The sequence below is a fragment of the Arthrobacter stackebrandtii genome (assembly GCF_017876675.1).
Classification (GTDB): domain Bacteria; phylum Actinomycetota; class Actinomycetes; order Actinomycetales; family Micrococcaceae; genus Specibacter; species Specibacter stackebrandtii.
Map to the genome: position 1 here is coordinate 4,022,426 of NZ_JAGIOI010000001.1, position 22,911 is coordinate 4,045,336.

At 66.0% G+C, this 22,911-nt stretch carries 19 protein-coding genes; 5 read left to right on the forward strand and 14 right to left on the reverse strand.

Annotation, left to right across the window (positions count from 1 at the left end):
- Positions 1-11: 11 nt before the first annotated feature.
- From JOF48_RS17640 to JOF48_RS17655, 4 genes are all read right to left on the reverse strand, one after another.
- A complete protein-coding gene (locus tag JOF48_RS17640; protein ID WP_209682998.1) occupies positions 12-3,575 on the reverse strand; it encodes a hypothetical protein in 3,564 nt (1,187 codons plus the stop codon).
- Positions 3,575-5,626 (reverse strand): DUF6603 domain-containing protein, encoded by a 2,052-nt coding sequence (locus tag JOF48_RS17645; RefSeq protein ID WP_209683008.1) that lies wholly within the window; start codon positions 5,624-5,626, stop codon positions 3,575-3,577. Before JOF48_RS17645 ends, JOF48_RS17640 begins: the two co-directional genes overlap by 1 nt.
- A gap of 51 nt (positions 5,627-5,677) precedes the next feature.
- The gene (locus JOF48_RS17650; RefSeq protein WP_209683010.1) at positions 5,678-6,529 is read right to left on the reverse strand and encodes a hypothetical protein; all 852 of its coding nucleotides are present in this window, start codon (positions 6,527-6,529) and stop codon (positions 5,678-5,680) included.
- A 762-nt stretch (positions 6,530-7,291) separates the two neighbouring features.
- The gene (locus JOF48_RS17655; protein WP_425353747.1) at positions 7,292-8,434 is read right to left on the reverse strand and encodes an IS701 family transposase; all 1,143 of its coding nucleotides are present in this window, start codon (positions 8,432-8,434) and stop codon (positions 7,292-7,294) included.
- Between the two features lie 430 nt (positions 8,435-8,864).
- Here JOF48_RS17655 and JOF48_RS17660 point away from each other — a divergent pair, with 430 nt between their 5' ends.
- Together JOF48_RS17660 and JOF48_RS17665 are read left to right on the forward strand one after the other, a co-directional pair.
- Positions 8,865-9,017 carry a hypothetical protein gene (locus JOF48_RS17660; RefSeq protein WP_209683013.1) on the forward strand — a complete coding sequence of 51 codons (153 nt, stop codon included), beginning with the start codon at positions 8,865-8,867 and terminating at the stop codon, positions 9,015-9,017.
- Between the two features lie 351 nt (positions 9,018-9,368).
- On the forward strand, positions 9,369-10,328 hold the full coding sequence (locus JOF48_RS17665) for a DUF4145 domain-containing protein (protein WP_209683016.1): 960 nt from the start codon (positions 9,369-9,371) through the stop codon (positions 10,326-10,328).
- A 101-nt stretch (positions 10,329-10,429) separates the two neighbouring features.
- On the opposite strand, the gene JOF48_RS17670 is transcribed toward JOF48_RS17665, so the two are convergent.
- Positions 10,430-11,971 carry an amino acid permease gene (locus JOF48_RS17670; protein WP_245346597.1) on the reverse strand — a complete coding sequence of 514 codons (1,542 nt, stop codon included), beginning with the start codon at positions 11,969-11,971 and terminating at the stop codon, positions 10,430-10,432.
- Between the two features lie 189 nt (positions 11,972-12,160).
- Between JOF48_RS17670 and JOF48_RS17675 the strand changes: the two genes are divergently transcribed.
- The gene (locus JOF48_RS17675; RefSeq protein ID WP_209683019.1) at positions 12,161-12,703 is read left to right on the forward strand and encodes a hypothetical protein; all 543 of its coding nucleotides are present in this window, start codon (positions 12,161-12,163) and stop codon (positions 12,701-12,703) included.
- A gap of 44 nt (positions 12,704-12,747) precedes the next feature.
- Here JOF48_RS17675 and JOF48_RS17680 read toward each other — a convergent pair whose 3' ends face one another.
- On the reverse strand, positions 12,748-13,827 hold the full coding sequence (locus JOF48_RS17680) for an NADH:flavin oxidoreductase/NADH oxidase (RefSeq protein ID WP_209683022.1): 1,080 nt from the start codon (positions 13,825-13,827) through the stop codon (positions 12,748-12,750).
- A 125-nt stretch (positions 13,828-13,952) separates the two neighbouring features.
- On the opposite strand from JOF48_RS17680, the gene JOF48_RS17685 reads away from it, so the two are divergent.
- Positions 13,953-14,537, forward strand: coding sequence for a DinB family protein (locus JOF48_RS17685; protein ID WP_209683024.1), 585 nt, complete (start codon positions 13,953-13,955; stop codon positions 14,535-14,537).
- Between the two features lie 215 nt (positions 14,538-14,752).
- A complete protein-coding gene (locus JOF48_RS17690; protein WP_209683027.1) occupies positions 14,753-15,682 on the forward strand; it encodes a patatin-like phospholipase family protein in 930 nt (309 codons plus the stop codon).
- 143 nt (positions 15,683-15,825) lie between these two features.
- Here JOF48_RS17690 and JOF48_RS17695 read toward each other — a convergent pair whose 3' ends face one another.
- The 8 genes from JOF48_RS17695 to ureE all read right to left on the reverse strand — a co-directional run bounded on the left by JOF48_RS17695 (position 15,826) and on the right by ureE (position 22,903).
- Positions 15,826-17,133, reverse strand: a complete 1,308-nt coding sequence (locus tag JOF48_RS17695; protein ID WP_209684305.1) for an ISL3 family transposase — start codon at positions 17,131-17,133, stop codon at positions 15,826-15,828.
- A gap of 160 nt (positions 17,134-17,293) precedes the next feature.
- A complete protein-coding gene (locus JOF48_RS17700) occupies positions 17,294-18,241 on the reverse strand; it encodes a MerR family transcriptional regulator (protein ID WP_209683030.1) in 948 nt (315 codons plus the stop codon).
- Between the two features lie 242 nt (positions 18,242-18,483).
- Positions 18,484-18,855, reverse strand: a complete 372-nt coding sequence (locus tag JOF48_RS17705; RefSeq protein ID WP_209683032.1) for a PASTA domain-containing protein — start codon at positions 18,853-18,855, stop codon at positions 18,484-18,486.
- Positions 18,856-18,978: 123 nt separating this feature from the next.
- Positions 18,979-20,028: a HoxN/HupN/NixA family nickel/cobalt transporter gene (locus JOF48_RS17710; protein WP_209683035.1), complete on the reverse strand. Its 1,050-nt coding sequence runs from the start codon at positions 20,026-20,028 to the stop codon at positions 18,979-18,981.
- Positions 20,029-20,835: an urease accessory protein UreD gene (locus JOF48_RS17715; protein WP_245347082.1), complete on the reverse strand. Its 807-nt coding sequence runs from the start codon at positions 20,833-20,835 to the stop codon at positions 20,029-20,031.
- 131 nt (positions 20,836-20,966) lie between these two features.
- Positions 20,967-21,581: an urease accessory protein UreG gene (gene ureG / locus JOF48_RS17720; RefSeq protein ID WP_209683038.1), complete on the reverse strand. Its 615-nt coding sequence runs from the start codon at positions 21,579-21,581 to the stop codon at positions 20,967-20,969.
- Between the two features lie 139 nt (positions 21,582-21,720).
- Positions 21,721-22,407 (reverse strand): urease accessory protein UreF, encoded by a 687-nt coding sequence (locus tag JOF48_RS17725; RefSeq protein WP_209683041.1) that lies wholly within the window; start codon positions 22,405-22,407, stop codon positions 21,721-21,723.
- A gap of 1 nt (position 22,408) precedes the next feature.
- Positions 22,409-22,903: an urease accessory protein UreE gene (gene ureE / locus JOF48_RS17730; protein WP_209683043.1), complete on the reverse strand. Its 495-nt coding sequence runs from the start codon at positions 22,901-22,903 to the stop codon at positions 22,409-22,411.
- Positions 22,904-22,911: the final 8 nt, after the last annotated feature.

Sequence of the window (22,911 nt, forward strand, 5' to 3'; positions counted from 1 at the left end):
GTTCCGGATTGCTAGATGTAGTCGGTGCCGAGCATGAGCAGGCGGAATGGCTTTTGGTAGAGCCGCTGGGCCGCGACGGCGCTGTGGGCCGTGAGGATGGAGTTCTCGCCGACGCACTGCTGCGGGGTCAGGTGCAGTGTTCTGGCGGGGTTGGCCGGGGGCGGGTTCAGCCCCTGCCACGACCATGAGTCGGCAGGAAGGAGGTCCGCCTCTTCCAGCCCTGCCGGCGCCTGGTTGCTGCCCGGCAGGGCACCCGGTACCTCGTCCAGGCCGAAGCGGGGTTCGCCGTGGGGTTCCGCGAGCTGGATGTACCAGCGCGTCGGATTGTCCGCCGGCCCGACCTGCCGCAGCGTTTCCGGTGCGATGTCCAGGCCAACGTAGCTGACATCGGGGTTGAGGGTGCCCCGGAAGAGCTCTTCGCCCACATTGTCCGTGGGCGTGAAGGTGCCCGCCGGTTTTTCCACCCCCTGCACCGCATTGATGACGGTATTGGGATAGCGGCGCAGCAGGTCTCCCTTCAGGACCAGCAAGGTGATGTCCGCCCGCTTGTTCCCGGCTGCGGCGGGCTGGTGCATTCCAAGGGCGCCCCGCCAGGAGTCCATGCCGGCGATGTCCTCGGCATTCTTGTCCCAGAAGCGCCTGAAGCAGCTGCCCCGAAGGTCCGTGGGGTACCTGCGCCACAACATTTCCCGGGCCATCTCGTGGTTGGCACCGGCCAGGAGCGACTCCACAAACTTCCAGTTCACCTCCAGCAGGCACACACTGTTCGGTTCAAGCCTGTCCACACCGCCGAGGACCCATTTCTCGTCGATCGCCTTCAGCCGCTCCACCACGGGCTTGGTGAAGGTTGGTGCCGCCATGGCCGGGGTGAAGGCGGTGTCGGGACGTTTGCGGACCAGCGCAGGGTTGAATTCCGCGGCGAAGGCCAGCATCTTGGCGTAGGCACGGACGGGTTCAACGGCCGCCGCAAGCTGCGTGCTCGCCTCGGCGGTCCAGGCCTGTGCGGCAGGGAAGGAAACCTTGGCCGCGACGGGCGTCACCTGGGCCCAGTCCGCAGCAATGGCATCCGTGACCGCCTTCAACCGGTTGTTCTTGACGGCCCCGTCCAGCCACGTACCCTGGAGCGTGGTGGTGCCCAGCAGTCCGGCTGCCGCTTCCCGCAGGCCCGTGGCCGCTGCACCGGCGTCCTGGAATTTCTGGCGCAGCGGTGCATCGACTGTTGCCGCGGCCAGGACTGCGCCGAAGTCCAGACGTGCCGGTGCCACCTGCAGCCGTTCGGACATCAGCCGCGGGTCCAGCAGGTCCTTGGCCTGGGCCTTGCTCAGTCGGGCAACGTCCACGGCGGCCGTATTCTTCAGTTCCGTCGTGTCCTGGTAGCTCCACCGCCGTCTGGCGGCCAGGTTGGCGACGTCCATTGGGGCCTGGCCGCCGACAGGACCTTCAACACGGCCATCGGCACCCCTGCGCCGAAGTTCCTCCCGGAACACCGGCCCGCCTTCGGGCAGCCGCAGGCCGCCGATGCCACCGCCACGATTGGCCCTGAGCCCGCCGGCTGCACCGCCCCGGTTCAGACTGATGCCGCCCACTCCCCCCAGTCCCCCGCCGCGGTTTGGCCGCAGTTCGCCGATGCCTCCGATTCCGCCACGGCCATCAACCCTGCCTCCGCCGATGCCGCCCCCGCCGCCCTGTCCCCCGGCGTCGGGCACCACCACATCCGGGGTGACCGCCGCGGCAGCGAGCCTGCCCAGGAAATCAGGCAGTGACTTGACACGGTCAAGGTAGGCCGGACCATCCACACCCAGCACGGCCGTGAGCCTGCCGGCAAAGCGCGGCTCCGTGAGCACATCTTCAAGGATTCGGTCCCCCATGGGCGCGGCTGTGAAACGGCCCGGCTGGAATCGTTCAGGTTCGTCCCGCAGGATCCGCACCGCGTCCGACACCACGGCTGCGACGGCCGGAGCCCCCGCATGCACGGCCCCGGCACTGCGCCGGACGGCGAGGCTGGCCGCGCGCGCCTGGCGGGTGAACGCCGTCGTCAATACTTCCGATGACACCACGGAGGCGCTGACCTTCCCGTAAAAAGACTCTCCGGGGCCGCTGCGCAGCCTGCCCAGCGAAGGTGCCAGGAACCGCAACTGCGAGCCCGGGTCGGCCTTCATGACGCGGTCGTGGAGCGTTGCAGAAACCGCCATGTGCAGTGCCGACCAGCGGATCCGGCGGTTGGCCCGTTCCAGCCCGGCCAGCTGTTCCCAGGCGTCGCGCATGAGTTCCTCCTGGTCGCGGCGCACCACGGCGGCGCCCAGCCCGGCGGCGATGCGGTGGAACGGGTCGGCATTGAGCTGCTCGATCCAGCCCTGCCTGCTGCCCGGGTCCTTGTCGACGTCGGCCAGCACGCCGGCGTTGTCCAAGTCCCCGTCGATGTTTCTCACCTGTGCCGGCCACTGCCCGTAGAGCGGCGGACCCACCAGCGGCTTCTCGTCACCGGCCAGGGCCACGGGGTCCAGCAACTGCTTGAGCATCGCGTGCAGCCCGGCCGCCTTTCCGCCCGGCCCGGCAAAGTCCGGTGCCAGCGGCCCCACCCCGTCGGTGCTGCCGGGTTCGCCTGAGCGGTCGATGCGGATGATGGCCGTGGGGACGGCGAAGGCACCCGGCACGGCGCCGCCGCCGAATCCGCCCTGCATGAGATGCGCCGGCAGCATCGAGCCCTTGGGTTCAATCGCCACCGCGCGCGACCCCAGCTGGGCCATGACCGCCGGATCGCTGGGATGAAGCAGGCCCGCCAGGTCCTCGAAATCCCCGGAGGGGCCGGTCCGGAACGTCCACGAATCGTAAACCGGAAGCTGCAGCCCGGCGGCCGGGGTCCACCACTTGTCGCCGTTGGCTCCGGCTTGCGAATCGAGGCCCAGCCCGGCCAGCCTGCCAACTTCATAGGTGGGCACGACGGCGGCCACATAGCTGGTCTCCGGCACCAGCCTTGTGGGGCACAACAGCCGGGAACGGAGCGCAGGGGCATGCACCTGGGCGTCGCCGGCCCACCCCTGTGCCTCCCCGCCGCTGTCCGCGCCGTGGACCTGGACATGGGCAAAGGCCCAGGCATCATCTGGACGCGGAACGCTGCCGGCATCGGGCAGCGTCAGGACCGGGCAGGGCGAGTTGGGCAGGTAGCCCACCGGATTCCCTCCGGCTTCAGGCAGCACAATGAGCATGATCCAGGGATTGAGCGTTTCGTTCACGACCCCGCCCAGGGTGAACATCCATGGCAGGTCCGGATGGGCCAGTTCAATGCCTGCCAGGTAGTTGGGCTCCATTGACTGGTCGCCGCTGCGCGGGATGCGGCGCACGATTTGGCTGTCGGACAGTCCACGGACATCGGCTGGGCCCAACACGGACAGGGGTGCCGACGCCACGTCCACAGGCTGCACTGCCGGCACGGGCCCTCCCTGCGGCGGCGTCGGCCGGGTTTCCAGGGTCAGGGGCAGGGAAACCTTCCTCCGCCCATTTTCAAGCCCTGCCCCGGGCCCCGCACCCTCGCCGCGCCTGGAGTATGGAAGGAAGTGGAGCAGCAGCGGTTCCATCAGGCCATCTCCCACGTCTTGGCTACGAGAACGTCATTGAGGATGCCGGCGTCCAGACGTGCCGCGCCCTGCCCCGCCAACAGGCTCTGGGCCACGCCGGCGTTGATTCCCGCCATGGCGTCCGCGCCCAACACCCCTGCGTCGGACAGCGTGCTCGCCCGGGCCAGGACCACTGCGCCCGGGTCCCTGGCGGTCGTGACGAGCCGCGGAATTTCAGGCACCTGCAGCCGGTGCATTTCCGCAAGAGAGTACATGTTGCGGGTCAGAATGGCGTGCCGCACGGGCGATTGTGTGGACATGATCTTGGTTTCCGGGACGGCGGGGTTGCGCACGGCGGCGACAGTTCCGGCGTCGGGCTTGTTGGCCAGCACCACACCGGCATCGGCGCTGACATATCCGCCGGCCGCCAACTTTGCCTGGGCGTCCATGGACCGAAACTGCGACGGCGGGAATTTCGCCGAGGTGTTTGACAGCGCCGGGTTGGCCGGGCTGAGCAGGGACAGGGTGACCGGCTGCGGAAGAGGGCGCCCATCCATGCGCTGAAGCTCAAGGTGCAGCGGCACGCTGTTTTGGGTGAAGGAAACATTTGCCAGCGGGTGGAGCGCCGCGGTGCCGGCGGCCGCTGCCGGGGACAACTGCACGACGGCGGGCAGCTCGCCTTGCGCCTGTTCCCAGTTGACCGGATCCTTGAGGGCATTGGCCAGCACCTCGGCCGGAATGCGCCCGGCGGGCAGCTCGGGTGCGTTGCTGTCGCCCCAGGTGATTTCCGGGACGTCAACGTCCACGTCGAACCAGAGGATGGAGACGCTGGCGTGGCCGCGGATGCGCCACGGCGTGGGCCCGGAGAAGTGGCCGGAGAGCCTGATGCTGCCAATGCTGAAGTCGGCGCATTCCACGCTGACGTGCGCGGAGAAGTCTGCCATGAAGCCGAAGGGGTCGAACATGATGAGAGCGTCGAAGGCGAAGCCGCCGCTGATGCCGAATCCGGCGACCTTGGCTTCGAGCTCCGCAGCTGCCCCGAACTGCACCGTGTTGGTTGTTACGGCGAGGTAGGCGCCGAGGCGGGCCCGGAGGAAACCGCCGGGCGAAACTTCGGTGCCGATGCGCTTGAGTCCGCCCATTCCCTCCGGAGGGGTGAACGCCGGGTGGAAGCCGCCGGCGCTGAAGGCAAAGAGTGGGTCGCTGCCGCCGCGGGTGCGCAGCATGATGTCCCCGGTGATGGGCAGTCCGACGATGCTGGATCCGGTCAGGGAGGCACCGATCGTGAGGCCGTCGGCGTTGATGGTGCCAAGCATCATGGCCTGCAGCTTGATGAGGGGGGCGTCCTCGAAGGGCAGGACGATGGCGAACCTGCCCAGCAGGACCACACCCTCATCGCTGACAAACACGCCCAGCGCCGCCGATGCGAGCGTGGGGGTGCCCCAGCCGAGCTTGAGCATGGGGCCCACGATGAAACCGCCGTCCTTTTCCGGGAAGGACGCCGCCAGCGCCGGCAGTATGCGCGGGGCATCGCTGACGGCGTTGCGCGGGAACATGAACTCGGCCAGGGTCCCGGCCTGCAGCGCCGCGAACAAGCCGTCGCTGTCGGCCCGGCGGTTGATGCCGACCATTCCGCCCACACCGGCAAGGGTGAAGCCAAAGGACAGCTGGATGGGGACGGGGAGGTCTGCCGACAGCAGGAGCAGCAGGGATTGCGTCGCGGGGTTGAGGATGGCAAAGCCGTTGACGGCAACAGGCCCCATCTTGGCGGTGAAGGCACCCTGCCAGGAGCCTTGCACCTTCTTCAGGTATCCGCCGCCGGTAAAGCCGGGCAGCGTCAGTTCCGCCCGGGCGCCGTCGGGCCCGCCCAGGTCGGGTCCGGCCAGGCGCAGGCCCAGGCGCCCGTTCTCCGAGACCATGGAGAGGTTGTAGCTGATCCGCATGTTGTCCACGGAGAGGACCAGCCCGGGGAGTTCCAGGCTCCCCTTGACCCACACGCCGACGGAGACGGAACTGTCCGCTCCGTTGGCATTGCCGGCCACGTCCAAACCCACATTGAAGCTGTTGCCCATGGCCAGGTCCTCCCTGAGCTGTTGTCTGCACGGGCCGGCGGCCCGCGCGTTTCAGGTCAAGCTGAATTGCGGTGCCGCGCCCTTCTTGAGGGTCAGGTGCGGCGAGTAGTCGATCTCCGGCAGGGACAGGTTCACCAACTGGGAGAAGTCGCCAAGGACCCGTCCCAGGTTGATAGAGGCGTGCACGCCGTGCCGGCCGTCGACCGTGGGGTCGCCCAGGCTGATGGTGGCCTCGTAGCTGATGTCGGCCGGCTGCGGCCCGTGGCCGACGACGGCGGAAAGCATGGCCGGGCCGACGGAGAACCCGAACGTTTCCCGGTCCGGGTCGGAGGAAGGTACGGGGAGGTGCCAGGCGATGGCGGCGTTCACCTGCGCGGAATCGGCCGGGGCCTCCGGTGCTTTCCCGAATTCCCAGTCCCAGCTCGCGTTGCCGCTGCTCTTGATGTTCAGGGTGATGCCGGTGTCGTCCCCCAGCGCAAGGGTGGGGGTGCCGGAGCAGCGCAGGTGGAGGCCGTGCCGTCCGGGGATGGCTGCCCTGCCCAGTGATACGCCCAGGACCAGCTTCGTGCCGGCCATGGCGGGATCACTGTAGACGAGTGCGACTGCGGGCGCGAAGCCGGGCGCCTGCATCGTGCCGACGCTGAATTTGTCGTCGAGTTCGGCGATCTTCAGGAAAACAAAGACCAGCAGTGAATTCCAGTCGGGGTCCTTGGCGAAGTTCTTCAGGCGTGCCAGCAGTTCCTCGGGCAGTTGCGTCGCCTCGTCAACGAGCTGCCCGGCCTGCTGCCGGGCGGCGTCCATGACGTCGGTGAAATCCTGGGTGCCATCATCGGCCAGCTGTGATGCGGCCGCGAGGATCTGGCTGACGACTGTGCCTAGGGTCTCAGGTGTTGCAGCGACCATGGTGTGCCCGCTTATTTCCGGTAAAGCCCCGAATACTGGTGCAGCAGTCCGGCTGCCGGTACCCAGCTGCCTCTCACACGGGCCACGGTTTCCACCCGTTCAGCCCATGGCACCAAGGTCAATGTCCCGCGGTCCGGTCCCCACCAGGCCGCTTGCCCCATCCCAAGACCATCAGCGGCTCCGGCGGGCCTGCACTGCCGCCGGAGAAGTTCCGCTAGTCAAAAGTGTGACGCTTCTCATGTGGCGCGTCAACGGAAAGTTTTCAGGCATTGCCAAGGAAACGTTCAGAGCGTGTTGGGGCGAGGCACTGCAGGAGGTCCCTGACGCATGATTGAAGTGCGAAAGGCGTCCGTTGCCTCATTTTCCCTGCACCCCGTCGGTGCGGGCGAGGAAGAAGTCCGGATGCCCACGCCTGAAGGAAGATGATCGGGAACCAAACGATTGCCCTCACTGGCGATGCCGGTGGAAACGCATGATCCGCACAAAAGGGACGGTGTTGGCGGATTCGGACGGCGGTATACCCCTGTCCGAATCCGCAAACACCGTCCCTTCTCATTGTGGGTGCCAAGCAACGCCCTGAACCACCGGCCTAGTACTACAGTCGCGTTTGTGGGGTGTGGCCGCGGGCTTTGTAGTGGCATTGTTGGGCGCGGTATTGGTGTCGTCGTCGCCAAAGTGACCAGCGGATCACGTGGTGTGGGTCCGGTTCCCGATGCCAGATGATGCGGGTGATGAGGTGCCTGATTTCTGGCAGGGAGAGTCTTACCAAGTGCTCGGAGCCTGGGTGCGGGCCCCCTTTTTAGAGCGGATGACGCTCAGGAATGCGTGGGCGAACATGGAGAGGGTGATGTGCCTGTACCAGCCGGTGTATTGGCGCACCTGGTAGTGATCGAGTCCCGTTTCGCCCTTGGAGGTTTGGAAGGTTTCCTCGATGGCCCAGCGGGCCCCGGCGACTCGGGCCAGCTCGATCAAGGTGACGTTCTCGGGGGTGTGGCAAATGAAGTACGCCAGGTCGGTCGGGTCTTTCAGGGAGCGGCGGGCCAGCAGCCAATGCTCGCCGGTTTCGGCAGGGCCGTTAATGCGGATCCTGGCCCAGGCGTAGAGCCGTTCACCCTTGGTCCCGGTCCCGGCGGTTCGGGTGCGCCAGGCACGCCTGTCTAGGGCAGCGAAGAGCTCATCGGCACGGCCGTCCCCGCCCACTGAACCACGCGCCCGGGCGATGGCGTGTTGGTTCATAGGTACCGCCATGACGTAGTGCATGCCCCGGGCCTCGAGTCGGCGGCGCAGCCCTGTGTGTTGGCCGTAGACGGCGTCCCCGGTGGTCCATTCGGCCTGGATTCCGGCGTCCAGGGCACGTTCAATCATGTCCCCGGCCAGCACCGGCTTGGTGGCCATTTCCCGCTCTTCCGGGATGCCAGCGCGCTTGCACCGGGCCTCGTCCTCGATCCAGGCCTTGGGCAGGTAAAGCTCCCGATCCAGGAACGTGCGCCCCGCCGGTGAAGCGTAGCTCAGGAACACCCCGATCTGGCAGTTTTCCACCCTCCCGGCGGTGCCCGAGTACTGGCGGGCCACCCCGGCAGAAGCCGTCCCCTTTTTCAGGAAACCGGTCTCATCAATCGCCAAAATGCCTTCTGGATCACCGAGGTGCTTTTTCACGTAGCCGAACAAAGCATCACGGACCTTATCCGGGTCCCAATCGGTCGTCGAGAGTAGCCGCTGCATCCCATCCGGCGTGCCCTGCCCAGCGCGCTCGGACAGCGTCCAAGAGTTCTTCCGCTCCTCATCCGAGAGCAGGCCACGGATGTAGTTGACCGCGTTATTCCGCGGCTCCGTGCGGGCGAACTCGTCCCCGATCAGCTCCCGGATTTCCTCCAGGCCATCAGCCCATTCCTGTATCTCTGCCACCCAAATATCATCGCTCACCCATCATGATTAACAGGATTCCGGGCCAAAGTCCGATTAAACCGCCGACACGACCAAAAATAAACGCGACTGTAGTACTAGACGAGATTGGGTCGACGCATGGGCAACAGTGTTAAAATCCGCCCCCGAAGATGTGCGCAGGTTCACTATCAGCTGGGTGCTGTGACTTCGCGCCAACCTACAAAATGTGCGTCAAACCCGTGCCGAAAGGGCTGGCCGCACTGCAACGGATGGGGCCGACACTACATGTTCTCCAACACACAACAAGTGCGGGCGCTGAATGCTGAGAGGTCACACATCATACGACATCTGGAGGACTTTCGCCGGACAGGGTCCCAGCTGTACGCGGACCAGATGGCCGTCATCAACCGCGTCGCACGTGGGTTGATCCTGGAAGCGACCAAGGAGGGCAATGGCGGGAACCTTTTGCAAGATCGGCCACCACGGCTCGGACAACACGACGGTCATCGTCCGTGCCGACGAACCTCAGGCCGGCGGCACGGTATCCATCGGCCCCTGCGGCTTGTGGCGTGGGATCACCCTGACCTCAGCGCCTGCCGGCTAGATTGTCCAGACTGCTTCAGCGCATTGAACTTGCCCACGCGCAGAACCCAATACCACATCCTTCCCTTCGTTACGCGGCGGTGGTGATCCGAGTCATGGGCGTGGGACGAATCTTGTTAGACTACTCACTGGTAGACCACGGGCTGAGCGGGGGCGGGCCCTACGGTGGAAAGCAACTACCTTCCAAATCAACTGCCAATGGTGGCGGATTCACGATGCATCTGAATGCGTGGATCCGGCATGGCCGGCCAACGTGCCGGCAACTTCGGCGGCAACTTCGGCGGCAGGTGCGGGGCGACGGTGCTTGCAAGGGTATGGATGTGCGGGATCGGCCCGCCACTTTGAAGGGAATATGATGGCTTCGCGCGTTTGTGGATATTGCGGTGTCCACGCCCACTTTGCACTTAAGGGCGAGACGACCATCACCCTTGACAACGACTCCCACCGGACCATCGCGTACGTCCAGGCCACGTTCTCCTGTGCTGCCTGCGGCTTCCTTAGCCTGGCATTGACCGAGGTGTATGCGGGCACGGCCGAGTGGGACTATGAGCGAACGGCCGGCCACGAGGCACAGTACTGGGAGCAGATCGGCATCGACAAGTGCCTGCCGGAGAATGACGGTCCCTCGATTTCCAACCTGCCGCTGGCCGTTGAATCTGCCTCCGCCGAGGCGTTCAGGTGCTTCAAGTCCGGCCAGTTCCGGGCAGCCATCATCATGGCCCGCGGCACGATTGAGGCCTGCGCGAAAGCCAACAACATCACGGCCGGGACGCTGCTGGACAAGATCTCCGAAATGCACGGCCGGCACATGATCCTGGCCTCCACAAAGTCGGCGGCAGAGGCGATCCGCATCATCGACAGCGACATGGCGCACGGCGACCTGACAGCCTCCGTCACCTGGAGCGAAGCGCGCGACTGCGTCCAGCTCATGGAACTGATCCTGCGCGAAGTGTTTGAACTTCCGCAGCTGGCCGCGCAACTGCGCAGCCGCACTGCCAGGCGCAGCGGCGCCGTGGGAGACACCAGCCGGGACAAGACTCCGCGGGACTGGACGCCGCCGGCCGCCATGAAACGGACACCGGTGGTGGACATCACCACGAGTTCGGCTGCGTCGCGCCGGGCCGCCAGGCCCAGCGACATCCCCGCACCCCCGCAAAACCCGCCGGCGGCAGCAGCGCCGGGACAGGCGGAACCGCCGGTCTCGCCGCGGCGGCTTGGCGGCGGGCGCCGTGCCGCAATTGCCCCCGTGGACGCCCTGCCCGATTCGCGCCGCATCTCCCCCAACGACAAGGTACTCTTCGCCCGCGGATAACCGCGCCGTGCCGGGACAGGCGCCTTGGCGGGCCGGGCGCCGTCGAACGTCAGCAGCGCTGAACCGGCGCCTGCCGACAGCCCGGGCCTGGCCCGGCGGGTTCAGGCTTGGTCGGGTCCGCTGAGGTCCATGTCCTTGAGCTTGACCAGCTTGGACCTGCTGGCGATCTGGTGGGCCAGCCACAGGCCCAGGAAGATCGGGATGCCAATGTATGAGGAGAGGACCTCCACGCCGCGCCCGGCCAGGACCGCCTCGTAGTTCTGTCCGGCTATGACCAGGATGAGCACGGCAAACGCCAGGATGGGCCCGAACGGGAAGAATGACGCGCGGTAGGGCAGGTCACTGACCTTGTTGCCCTGGGCGAGGAATCCGCGGCGGAAACGGTAGTGCGAGACGGCGATGCCGGCCCACACAATGAAGCCGCTCAGTCCCGAGACATTCAGCAGCCACGCGTATGCGGCGCCCTGGCCCACGACGGCGCTCAGGAAGCCGAACAGCCCGACGGCGGCTGTGGCAAGCAGGGCTGCCATGGGCACGCCGCGGGCGTTGGTGCGGCCGAAGATCTTTGGCGCCTTGCCGTCGCGCGCCATGGCGTAAAGCATGCGGGTTGAGGCGTAGAGGCCGGAGTTTCCTGCTGACAGGATGGCCGTGAGAATCACGGCGTTCATCAGGGCAGCCGCGAAGGCGATTCCGGCACGTTCAAAGACGAGGGTGAAGGGCGAGGCGGCGATGTCGGCCTCGCCGGATGCCAACAGGCTGGGGTCCGTGAAGGGGACAAGGCAGCCGATCACAAAGATGGCGCCGATGTAGAAGATCATGATGCGCCAGAATACGGACCGGATGGCGCGGGGGACTTCCCGGCGCGGGTTCTTGGCCTCGCCGGCCGCGACGCCGACCAGCTCGGTGCCCTGGAAGGAGAAGCCCGCAATCATGAAGACGGAGATGATGGAGACCCAGCCGCCGTGGAAGACGTCCTCGCGGTTTTGCCAGTTGCTCAGCCCCTTGGGGCCGTCGCCCAGGATGCCGAAGATCATGAGCGTTCCGGCCACCAGGAACAGGATGACGGCCACTACCTTGATGAGGGAGAGCCAGAATTCGCTCTCCCCGAACGCCTTGGCCGAGAGTGCGTTCACACCGGTTAGCAGCAGGAGAAACGCCCCTGCCCACACCCAGCCGGGAACGTCGGGCAGCCAGAAGCTCATGATGATGCCGGCGGCCACGAGTTCGGCAGCGACGGTGATGGCCCAATTGAACCAGTAGTTCCAGCCGATGGCGAAGCCGAACGACGGCGACACGAAGCGGGTTGCGTAGGTCTGGAATGAACCTGCGACGGGGATCTTGGCGGACATCTCCCCCAGCGACTGCATCAGCAGGAAGACCATGAGGCCCACGAGTGCGTAGGCAACGAGTGCGCCGCCCGGGCCGGCCTGAGAAATGGTGCCGCCCGAGGCCACGAACAGGCCGGTGCCGATGGCGCCGCCGATCGCGATCATCTGGAGGTGGCGGCTGGCAAGCCCGCGCTTGAGCTCGTTTTCCCCTGCCGCCTTGTCCCCCGGGGCCGCGCCGTTCACAGCCCCGGCCGGGTGCTCCGGTGTGGCTGTCGTTGGGCCGGACGGCTCCAAGGAACTGGTCTTTTGAGGCATTGCTGACTTCCTGGCAGGGGGTTCTGTCGCATCCGCGGTGTCTTCGGCAAGGCGGTAACAATCAGGTGTACAGCCCTCCATTATGTCGGTCGTTTGCCATAACATGGGAATCAGTGGCATGCATCACTGGATTCGATCGAACTATTGAATGTTTGCCATGATCGTTCGGTGCCTAATGAAAGAAATGCATTGACCCGTCATCTCAAGCCCTCCGTGGCAGCCGCCGCGGCAGTGCTGGCGTTCGCCCTGTCCGGCTGTTCCCCCACTGCCACCAACACTGCTACCGGCGCTTCCGTGCCCGCCGCCGAGTCCGTGGCCACGGAGACCGCTGCTTCCACGCCCGAATCCGCAACCCCGACTGCCTCCGCAGGGCCCGCATCGGCGGCCGACACTGCGGCCGACGCGGCCGCATCCGCCGCCCCGGAAGAACACCAGGTCACGGTCAAGGTGGAGGGCAACCACGCCACGGCCATGGTGAAAACCGTGGTCGTCACCGCATCCGGCAAAAAGTCCGGCGGCGCCATGTCGGAGCAGAAACTGCCCTACACGCACGAGCTGACCTTCGTCGAGGGCCAGCCGTTCACCAAGATCCTGGTCGTGGCAAAGTATCCCGATGGGGCCGCCGGCGCCCTCAGCTGTTCCATCACTGTCGACGGCGGGGAAGCCTCGGCCGCCACCGCCACCCAGCGCAAGCCCGCCACCTGCCAGTTCGTGCGCCCGGCCGGCAAATAGCGGACGCCGACGCACCCCGCCCAGGCGGCAACGGCGTCGCGGGTCTAATTCCGGATCGGCGCCCGGTGGTATTGCTGCGGCGCGTAGGCGATGTCCGCGCCGAGGGCGGCCGCTGCACGGAGCGGGAAGTTGGGGTCCCGCAGCAGGGCCCGTCCCATCATGACCACGTCGGCCAGCCCAGTGCCCACAATCTGTTCGGCCTGCCGTGGCTCTTCAATCATTCCGACGGCGATGGCCGGCATGTGTGCGCCGGTGCGGACCGCGGTGGCGAACGGGACCTGGTAGCCGGGGCCGGCCGTGATGTGGGCCGGGATGTTGCCTCCTGAGGAAACATCGGCCATGTCGGCTCCGTGCTCCCTGGCCCAGCCAGCCACGGTCGCCGTGTCCCCGGGCGTCCAGCCGCCCTCCACCCAGTCGGTTGCCGAGAACCGGACCAGCAGCGGAACTTCCGTGCCCACCTCGGTCCGGACGGCGTCGATCGTTTCAAGGAGCGCCCGCGCCCTGTTTTCGAGGTTTCCGCCGTAGGCGTCGCTGCGCTGGTTGGACAGTGGTGAGAGGAACTGGTGCAGCAGGTAGCCGTGGGCGGCGTGGATCTCGATGAAGTCAAAGCCCGCGTCGAGGGCGCGGCGGGCGGCCGCGGCAAAGGCGGCGGACAGTTCCTTGATGTCGTCGGCTGTCATCACCCGCGGCACGGCATATCCCGGATAGGCGACGGGGCTCGGCGCAACGGTGGGCCAGCCGCCGTCGGACACGGGAACAGTGCCGTGGCGCTCTTCCCAGGGCCGGAAGGTGGATGCCTTCCGCCCGGCGTGGGCGAGCTGGATCCCGGCTGCGGCGCCCTGGCTGTGGATGAAATCCACGATCCGGGCGAGGCAGTCGCGCTGGGAGTCGTTCCAGATTCCAAGGTCCTGCGGGGAAATTCGCCCCTCCGGCACCACGGCGGTGGCCTCGGTGAACACCACGCCGGCGCCGCCCCGTGCCAGCCCGCCCAGGTGGACGAGATGCCAGTCGGACGGCATGCCGTCCTGGTTTTCGGCGGAGTACTGGCACATGGGCGACACCCAGAGGCGATTGCGGACCGTGGTGCCGCGGACCGTGATGGGCGTGAAAAGTGCAGGCTGCATGGATGTTCCCCTCGTAGCTGTTTCCAAGGTAACGTGTGGCAGCAGCGGAGGATTCCCGGGGCACGGAATCAGGCGTTTGACGGCAGGGCTATCGGCGGGCGGCGGCCGCCGGATAGGATTCCCGCATGGCTGAAACCGACATGAAGACCACCCTGCAGCGCTATCTTGACCTCGCCTGGGACGCATTGCTGTGGAAGCTGGAGGGCGTGGATGAATACGACGCCCGCCGCCCACTCACGCCCACGGGCACCAACCTGCTGGGCCTGGTGAAGCATGTGGCAGTCACCGAAGCCGGCTACTTCGGCGAGGTGTTCGGCAGGCCGTCCAGCCTTGTTCCCTCCTCTGCGGAGGACGACGGCGCGGACAACTGGGACATGTGGGCGTCCCCCGAGGAGTCGGTTGCGTCCGTGACGGCGTTCGCCGCCCGGGTGCGCGAAGACACCCGGGCCACCCTGGAGGCACTCCCCCTCGACGCCCCCGGCCTGGTGCCGTGGTGGACACCGGCGCGGCAGAACGTGACGCTGAACCAGATCCTGGTCCACATGATCGCCGAAGCGCACCGGCACGCCGGGCATGCCGACATTCTCCGGGAGCTGGTCGACGGATCCGCCGGGCTGGTCAAGGGCAACGAGAACCTTCCGTCCCAGGACACGGCCTGGTGGGCACAGTACCGTGAACAATTGGAGCGGGTGGCCCGCGACTCCCGATGAGGGCACCGCACCGGAATGGCTGTTTCGGTTGCCACGAGTCCCTTGTGCACCACGCCGGAGCGTGGTATTTTTTTCGGGTTCGTGAAGAATTCGCAGGAGGTGAGACCCATGTTTGCAGGATCAACAGTGGGCGCTCCCCTGCAGTCCACGAATGCGCGGCTGGCCTAGCCGACACCGGGAGCGCCTGATACGGCACATCGCGAAGGGCGACTCCCATGAATTCAACGTTTTATCCAACACTTCCGGCAGACCCGGCGGCCGCATCGCAGCGGGCACTTGTCCTTGGCGGCGGTGGATCCGCAGGCAATGCCTGGCTGGTCGGCGTCCTCGCCGGACTTTTTGACGCGGGCGTGGACACGGCTGCTGCCGGCCTCATCGTCGGCACCTCGGCAGGGGCCACCGCAGCGGCTCAGGCCTCCGCCACCAGCCCGCTGCAGTTGTTCGAAGACATCCTTGCGGCCCCCGTGACGCCCCGGCCCGTGGACGGCACTCCCGGTTCCGGGACCGGTGGCCGCGGTTCGGCAGCCGAAAACATGCGCCGGACCGGCGAGGTCATTGCAGCCTCCGCAGACCCGGCCGACATGCGCCGGCGCATGGGCGCATCCGCCCTCACGCTGGGCGCTTCGCACGATGCCGGGGCACAAGCCAAGTGGCGGGCGGCCGTCGCATCCAGGTTTCCGAACACCAGGTGGCCCCGGTGGCGGATCCTGCTGACGGCTGTCAACGCCGGCACCGGTGAGCCAGTCGTGTTTGACGCCAACAGCGACGTCGATCTGGTGGACGCGGTTGCCGCGAGTTGTGCCGGCAGCTTTGCCTACAGCATTGGCGGCGTCCCCTACATCGACGGCGGCTACCGGCGCAACAGCGAGAACGCCGACCTTGCCGCTGGGTTCGGCCGGGTGCTGGTGCTCTCCCCCTTGGGTGGGCGCACGCGGCACCCACGGGACTGGGGCATGCAGCTGGATGCCCAGGTCGAAGACCTGCTCGCCTCCGGCAGCAGGGTCGCATCGATCCTCCCTGACAGCGGTTCGCTCGAGGCGTTCGGATCCAACATGATGGACCTGTCTGCACGCCCTGCCTCCGCCCGGGCCGGATTCGACCAGGGCAAGGCGGCTGCCGCGAATCTTGCCGGCTTCTGGGGCTGACACCCCGAAGCAATGCTCACAGCCTCACAGCGGCGTGGCCTGTTCCTCGAGTGCCGGCCTGCCCCGGCTCCCCACAGCAGCCCGGCGCAAGGCTGCTGGACCGCTTTGGCAGGTGGCGCCGTCGTGCGCGCAAAAGTGGCTCTTCAGAATTGAGAGTGTAGTTTCGGTCTGAAGCCGCCGGATTCCAGCAGTGATCTGGCGACGTAGTTGGTGAGGTTGCGGAAGCCAAGGGCGGATCCTCGGAGGTGTTCCAATCTTCCATTAATTGCTTCAGTTGGGCCGTTAGAAGTTCCCGGACGGTCGAAGTACGCGAGGATGTCAGTTGCCCTGCGTTTGAGTGTTCGGCCCATCTTTTTCAGTTCTTTCAGAGCTGCAGGGACCCCGCTGCTGAGGGAATCAATGAGGGCTTGCATGAGCTTCTTACCTTGGGCCGGGTCTTCTGCCCGGTAAGCGGCGATCATGCGTTGATAGGCGCCCCACGTAGCTTCGACTTCGACATGTTTCTCCTCGGCGAAGAGATCAGCGATTCGCTTTTGTTGTTTCTCGGTCAGCAATCCTTCACCGGTATGCAGCGTCAGCCGGGCTTTGTAGAGCGGATCCCCGGCTCGTCCCCGATGCCCACACGTGGCCTGCTGCACCCGGCGACGGCAGTCATCGAGCGCGTCGCCGGCAAGACGGACGACATGGAATGGATCCATCACCGCAACAGCGGCAGGCAGCTCTTCGGCGGCAGCGCTTTTGAACCCGGAGAACCCGTCCATGGCCACGACTTCCACCCCGTCACGCCAAGCTTGAGGGCGTTCCTTCAACCAGGTAGCGAAGACCTGTTTGGAACGGCCCTCAACCATATCCAGCAGCCTGGAGGGGCCCTTTTTGTCGCGGACCGGGGTGAGGTCGATGATGACGGTGACGTATTTGTCTCCATGCCTGGTGTGGCGCCACACGTGCTCGTCAACACCGATGATCTTTACTCCGTCGAAGCGTGTGGGGTCATTGATTAGCACCCGCCGTCCTTCGGCCAACACGGCCTTGTTCGCGGTATTCCAGGACACGCCCAGCCCCTCGGCGACGCGAGCGACGGTGAGGTGCTGGCACACGATGCCTTCCAACGCCCACACCAGGCCGCGACGGGAAAGCTTTGACCGTGGTTCGGCCGCCTGGGTGGTGTCTTGCCGCCAGACATGACCGCACCCGGTACACCGATAGCGGCGGATCCGGACCAGCAACGTCGTCGGCCGCCAGCCGAAGGGTTCATGGCCGAGTTCCCGGGTCACTGTATCCCGCGGGATACCTTGGCCGCCACACTTACGGCACCATTCATCCGTGGCCACCACCCGACAGGCAATCACAGCACGATCAGGAGCAAGGAACTGCCCGGTCGCTTCCAGACCAAGCCTGTCAAGGCGGCAGAAAGTAGTCAGGTCAGGGCATTGAAGAGTAGCGTTGAACACGAGGGCCTTGCTGTAGAAAAATCTGGATCTAGACAATCTGATTCTCTACCAAGGCCCTCACCTATACCGAAACGAGTTCCTCGCCCGGATTCATCACTGACCAACCCCACCTACACCCTGCATTCGGAAGAGCCGCAAAAGTGCCTGTCCGGCACGGGCATCAGCTGGCGGGGTTTGCCTCCAGCCAGGCGAGGACCTGCTGCGCATGGGTGTTGGGTGGGAAGATCGGGTAGAAGACATGCTGGATCACGCCTGCGGTGGCAACGAGGGTCAGTCGCGAGTAGAGGCGCGGGTGGCCAGGTGCTGCGAAGGTGGGCAGCGTGAGGGCGGCGGCGAGTTCAAATCTGGTGTCGGAAAGCATCGTGAAGGGCAGGCGGAGGCGGGCGGTGACTTCGCGCTGGTAGTCGGGGCCCTGGCTGGAGAGCCCGTGGACGCGCTCGACGCCGGCCGCCTGGAGTTGGGCGAAGTGGTCGCGGAAGTCGCAGGCCTCTGTGCTGCAGCCGCGGGCGCCGGGGATGGCGTCCCAGCCGTCGGGCAGGTCCGTGCCGGGGACGCCGGTCAGCGGGTAAAGGTAGATGATGCTGCGGCCGGTTCCCAGGTCGGCGAGGTTGATGCTCCGGCCGGAGGTGTCCTCGAGGACCAGTGCCGGCATCTTGAGGCCCGGAAGGTGGGCTGTGGCGCCGTCATCCGCGGGGATGGGCAGGTTGTCGGGGAGTGTTGTGGCGTAGTCGGTCATGTCTGGCTCCAGGGTGAAGGTGCGGGCGGCGCCCTGCTGCAGCCGTGCGGCGAGCAGTTTTCGGCGTGCGGTGAGGGAGGCGATGGCACGGTCAAGCTCGGCGAGGCTGTCGCGGTAGGCGGCCAGCGATGCCGGGCATTCGTCGCTGTGGCGGTGGCCGGCGTCAAGGCATTCGATGAACGGCCTGGCCTTGGCGGGCGTGATGCCGTGGCCGGCCAGTTCACGGATTTCCTGCACGATCTTCAGGTCGTGGTCCGAGTAGTGCCGGTAGCCGTTGATGTGCCGGGCGGGTGTGACCAGGCCCAGCTGTTCGTAGTACCGGACAGCCTTGATGGTTGTTGCTGATTTCGCGGCGAGTTCACCGATGCGCATTTTTGCCTCCCGGTGCCAGCCTAAACCTTGACCTTGGGGGCAGGGTCAAGTCCGGAAACGCCGTGGCGGAACCTGCCTGCCGCATTCTTTTGCCCGCCGTGCCTGCAAGTGCTTCCTGACGGCTCCAGCGAGCCACGTGCTCAAGCCGCCCGCAGCCGGGAAAGGGCAAAGAAACGGCCCCGCCGCGGCAGTTTTCACTGTTGGGTCCGCGGCAGGGCCGGTGGAATTGTTGCGAAGGCAGCCTACTTGGCGGTCTCAGTCTGCTTCGCGTACTCGTCCTGCGTCACGGTCAGGGTGACATTGACATAGGAAGCGTCAGACATGGTGCCGGCAGCCGGATCCGTTGACTTGACGGTGACGTCGGCCCAGGGGTTGCCGGTGATCCATTCATCACCGTTTTCGTCAACCAGCTTGGCGAAGAAGTCTTCGCCGACGAGAGCGTTGTAGGCCTTGTCGTACGTCATGCCCACAACGTCGGGTACGGCGCGCTCGTCCTGGGCTGCTGCGGCCGTGGTGCTGGGGGCATCGGACGGCGTTGCGGAGGAATCCGACCCACAGGCGGAAAGCCCGGCAAGCAGGATGGCGGCGAAAGACAGGGAAATGAGTTTCTTCATGGGCCTAACTTCTTCGTTGCGCTCGCCGGCGAAGTTCATCCTTCGCCGGAAATATTGTCAAAGTTCAAGCCTAGTCTCAACAATTCGGCAAAGGCGTGTGACAGTCGGCTTTTATGCGCCATCTCACATTGTTGGGCGAATGCGCCTGCTCCGCCGCCAGCCAACGGCGGCGGCCCCCCACACCAGCAGGAACATACCAACCAGCAGCAGGCCGGCGTGGCCCAGGTCCAGGTTGGCCAGCCATGTGGTGACAGGGTCGCCCAGTCCCAGGACGTCGTGCAGGATGGCGGCGATGGTCAGTGCGGAGATGAACAGGGCCGAGGTCGCCGAGAGACCGGTGACAACCATGTTGAAGCCGATCCGCCGGGCGGGGTTCATGACGGCGGAACGGTACATTTTCATCATGGCCATGCCGTTGGCGGTGTCGCACAGTGTCATGGCCGCGGTGAACGCCAGTGGCAGGGCCAGCAGAGCGGCAACGGAGATGCCCGCCAGCGCCGCCGACGCCGTCAGCAGCAGGAACGCGATGGTGGAGGCGGTGTCGAACCCCAGGCCGAACAGGAACCCCAGCACGTAGATGTCTCGCGGGCGCTTCACCTTCGACAGCGGCTTGTCCATGAGGCGGGCCACCATGCCGGTCGGCGCCAGCTCGTCGTCGCGCACCGTCCCTCCGCCACGGACGCGCCGGAACAGGACGTTGGCCTTCAGGAACGCGGAGCCGTTGAACAGCCCGATCGCCAGCAGGAACAATGCCGACACGCTCGCCCCGAACACCGCCAGCGCCATGTTGGCCGCCGAGCCTTCCTCCAGCACGGCGCCCATGATGCCGGCGCCGCTGACCACGAGGATTCCGGCCAGCAGCACCACGGAGCTGTGTCCCATGCTGAAGGCAAAGCCCACACTGACGGGCGAGCGTCCCTGCGCGGCGAACTTTCGGCTGGAGTTGTCGATCGCGGCAATGTGGTCCCAGTCGTAGCTGTGCTTCACCCCGGCCAGGTAGGCGGTGATGAGCAGGCCGATCGCCAGCGGGTGCACATCGGCCATGAAGGAGTAGGCCATGAGCCCGGCCACGGCAAGGTGGAGCAGTGCCACAGCCAGGAACGTGGCGCCCATCCTTCGGGCAACCGGAAGCTTTTCACGTTCCAGATATCCAAGGCGGGCAAGGGCAGTCATTTAGTATTTCCTTAAGTTCAGTGGTTCCTGGCCGTGCCAGCGCTTCCTGAGAAGGTCGACGGCGGCGGCCAGCATTTCGTTCAATCGTTCAGTGGAGTGGGACAGGGCGCGCAACGCCAGCCCGGGCCCGTCCAACAGCGTCAGTCCCAGCCGGCCGCCGTCGTTCATGGGGGCCAGCAAGGTGTGGAGGTCATCCACCAGCGCCTGGTCCACCCGGGCATCCACCGCGAGCAGCGAGCCGAGGTGGGTGTAGTGGGACATGAAGTTGCTGCTGTCCACGGGCGAGCCGGTGCCGGGGCGGATCAGCAGGTTGTCCAGGACCGTGAGCCGGCCGCCGATGGATATTTCGTTGCGCATGCGGATCTCGTCGTAGCGGAACAGCCCGCCGTCGGGAGACCAGCCGGGCGTGAGAACCTCGGCCATGACGAGCGAGGCCGTGGGGTCCATGTCCACGCAGCTCACCTGCCCGTAGCTGGCCTCGCGGTAGGCAATGAGAGGGTCCGGCAGCAGTTCGAGCCGGGCATTGGCGCCGAGGCGGATGTGGGTGTGCTGCTCCGCCCGGTCGTTGGGCGTGCGGTAGATCTTCGTGGCCGACTGGGTGGTCAGCAGCAGGTCCGAGCCGTCCGCGACCGACACTTCGATGAGGTATTTGTCCCCGCCCAGGTAGGCGCCGCCCGGGTTGACGATGACGTAGCAAACCTGCCCGGAACCATCGAGGTAGTGCGGGCGCAGGATCCGCAGCGCGCCGTCATGGAACTGGCGCACCGCGATGGACTTGCCCGCACGCCGGTCAATGTCCAGGGACAGGGTGCCCGCCCACGTGGCCGGCGCCGCGAGCCGGCCGACGCTGCGGGGCTCGCCCCCCAGCCGCTCCCACCACTCGCGAGCTCGCGGCGGAACCCTCGCGGCCGTGGGCCCAAGCTCAGCCACCGGCGGCCCTAGTTCGCCAGGTCAAGCATGAGCACATCTCGCTTGAGCCAGTTGATGACGTGCTCCAGCCCGTCGTCGGTCTTGAGGTTCGTGAAGCAGTACGGCTTGTTGCCGCGGAATTCGAGGGTGTCGGCCTCCATGACAGACAGGTCGGCGCCCACATACGGGGCCAGGTCCGTCTTGTTGATGATGAACAGGTCGGACTTGATCATGCCCTGCCCCGCCTTGCGCGGGATCTTCTCCCCCTGCGCCACGTCGATGATGTAGACCGAGAAATCCACCAGCTCCGGGCTGAACGTGGCCGAGAGGTTGTCGCCGCCGGACTCGATGAAGATGACCTGCAGGTCCGGGTGCCGCGCCTCCAGCTCTTCCACGGCGGCCGAGTTCATCGAGGTGTCCTCGCGGATGGCGGTGTGCGGGCAGCCGCCCGTTTCAATGCCGATGATGCGGTCCAGCGGCAGCACGCCGTTCGCGGCCAGGATCTTCGCGTCCTCGATCGTGTAGATGTCGTTCGTGATCGCCGCGCTGGAGACCTCCCCGTCCAGGGCGCGGGTGAGGCGCTCCACGAGCTGGGTCTTGCCGGCGCCAACGGGTCCGCCAATGCCAATCTTGATGGGTTTCATTTGGTGCTCCTTTTGTCTAAGTTTGTGGTCCCCGGTTCCGTGCTGCCGGCCAATGTGATGCGGCGTTCGTCGAAACATCGACTTATCTGATGCCGCGTCGGGGAAAAACGCGACTTATCTGATGCGGCGTCGGTGGTGGTCAGGACATGAACATTCTTGCCCTCTGGCGTTCGTGCTGCATTTGGGCAATTTCCAGGCCCGGCGCCGTGATGCCGAAGTCCTCCCGTTCCAACTCCTGCACAAGCGCGACGGCGTCGCGCACCTCCCGGTGCGCGGCGGCAAGGACACGCTGGCCGGCGTTCTGGCCAAGCGGAATGCCGCGGATGGCGTTTTGCGTCAGTGAGGTGACAGCAGAAAACAAGTACGTGGTCAGCAGTTCCTCCAGCGGCACGCCCAGGTTCTTCCCTGCGATGGCGAAGGCCAGCGCAGGGTGTCCCGCGCACTCCCCCGAACCAACCGCCGCCGCGTATTCCTCAAGGTCTTCGCAGGGGAAGACCGCGCGGGCAATGTCCAGCATGCGCGCACCCATCTTCACCCCGGCCTCCCTGATCTCCCGGGGCAGGGCGGATGCGTGCACCTCCCGGTCGACGCGGAACAGCTCCGCCGGGGATTCTGCCTCGTAGACGAAGCGGATGGCGAGCCCGTCGGAGTGGACCAGCTGGATGCGGATGAACTGGGTGAGCCAGTTCGCAAAGCTGTCCTCGTCGTGGACCATCCCCTGGTGGAGGTGCGTTTCCATTCCGAGCGAGTGGCTGAATGCTCCGGTTGGCAGGGCCGAGTCGCTCAGCTGCAGCAGCGGCAGCAGGTAGCTGGGTGCGGCCCCCATGTCAGTGCGTGTGTTCGGCGTGGCGGAACGGCACGGGCATGACGCGTTCCCGGCGTGAGTAGGGGACGCCCACATGTTTGAGGTAGTCCTCCACGGTGTGGTCGTAGGCGAGAACCATGACCTGGGCACCGTAGTCGCTGTCGTCACCGAAGAACTGGGCCTGCATGTGCCGGTTGCCAAGATTGTGTGCCACCACGCCCATCTCCTTGACGGATTCCGGGGCGATGACCAGGACGTCCGTGTGCTCCACGGAGATGATGATGGCGTCCTTGCCGTCAAGGTAGAGGACGTCGCCATCGCGGAGGTCGGGCGCGTTCTCACCGTTGAGCCGGATGCCAAGCTCGCGGCCGTGGTCGGTGGTGACGCGCTGGATGCGCTTGACCAGCTGGGCCGAGGGCAGCACGACGCGTTCCTCGTGCAATTTTTCCAGGTCGGCGGGGTTGAAGGTTTCTGTTGCGGGGTCAAACTTGTTGCCAAGAATGGCTTCAATAATCAATGGTTCTC

Coding starts and splice junctions, on each gene's coding strand:
- JOF48_RS17640 (WP_209682998.1), bottom strand. CDS start 3,575: ATGGAACCGCTGCTGCTCCACTTCCTTCCATACTCCAGGCGCGGCGAG.
- JOF48_RS17645 (WP_209683008.1), bottom strand. CDS start 5,626: ATGGGCAACAGCTTCAATGTGGGTTTGGACGTGGCCGGCAATGCCAAC.
- JOF48_RS17650 (WP_209683010.1), bottom strand. CDS start 6,529: ATGGTCGCTGCAACACCTGAGACCCTAGGCACAGTCGTCAGCCAGATC.
- JOF48_RS17660 (WP_209683013.1), top strand. CDS start 8,865: ATGGCGGGAACCTTTTGCAAGATCGGCCACCACGGCTCGGACAACACG.
- JOF48_RS17665 (WP_209683016.1), top strand. CDS start 9,369: ATGATGGCTTCGCGCGTTTGTGGATATTGCGGTGTCCACGCCCACTTT.
- JOF48_RS17670 (WP_245346597.1), bottom strand. CDS start 11,971: ATGCCTCAAAAGACCAGTTCCTTGGAGCCGTCCGGCCCAACGACAGCC.
- JOF48_RS17680 (WP_209683022.1), bottom strand. CDS start 13,827: ATGCAGCCTGCACTTTTCACGCCCATCACGGTCCGCGGCACCACGGTC.
- JOF48_RS17685 (WP_209683024.1), top strand. CDS start 13,953: ATGGCTGAAACCGACATGAAGACCACCCTGCAGCGCTATCTTGACCTC.
- JOF48_RS17690 (WP_209683027.1), top strand. CDS start 14,753: ATGAATTCAACGTTTTATCCAACACTTCCGGCAGACCCGGCGGCCGCA.
- JOF48_RS17700 (WP_209683030.1), bottom strand. CDS start 18,241: ATGCGCATCGGTGAACTCGCCGCGAAATCAGCAACAACCATCAAGGCT.
- JOF48_RS17705 (WP_209683032.1), bottom strand. CDS start 18,855: ATGAAGAAACTCATTTCCCTGTCTTTCGCCGCCATCCTGCTTGCCGGG.
- JOF48_RS17710 (WP_209683035.1), bottom strand. CDS start 20,028: ATGACTGCCCTTGCCCGCCTTGGATATCTGGAACGTGAAAAGCTTCCG.
- ureG (WP_209683038.1), bottom strand. CDS start 21,581: ATGAAACCCATCAAGATTGGCATTGGCGGACCCGTTGGCGCCGGCAAG.
- JOF48_RS17725 (WP_209683041.1), bottom strand. CDS start 22,407: ATGGGGGCCGCACCCAGCTACCTGCTGCCGCTGCTGCAGCTGAGCGAC.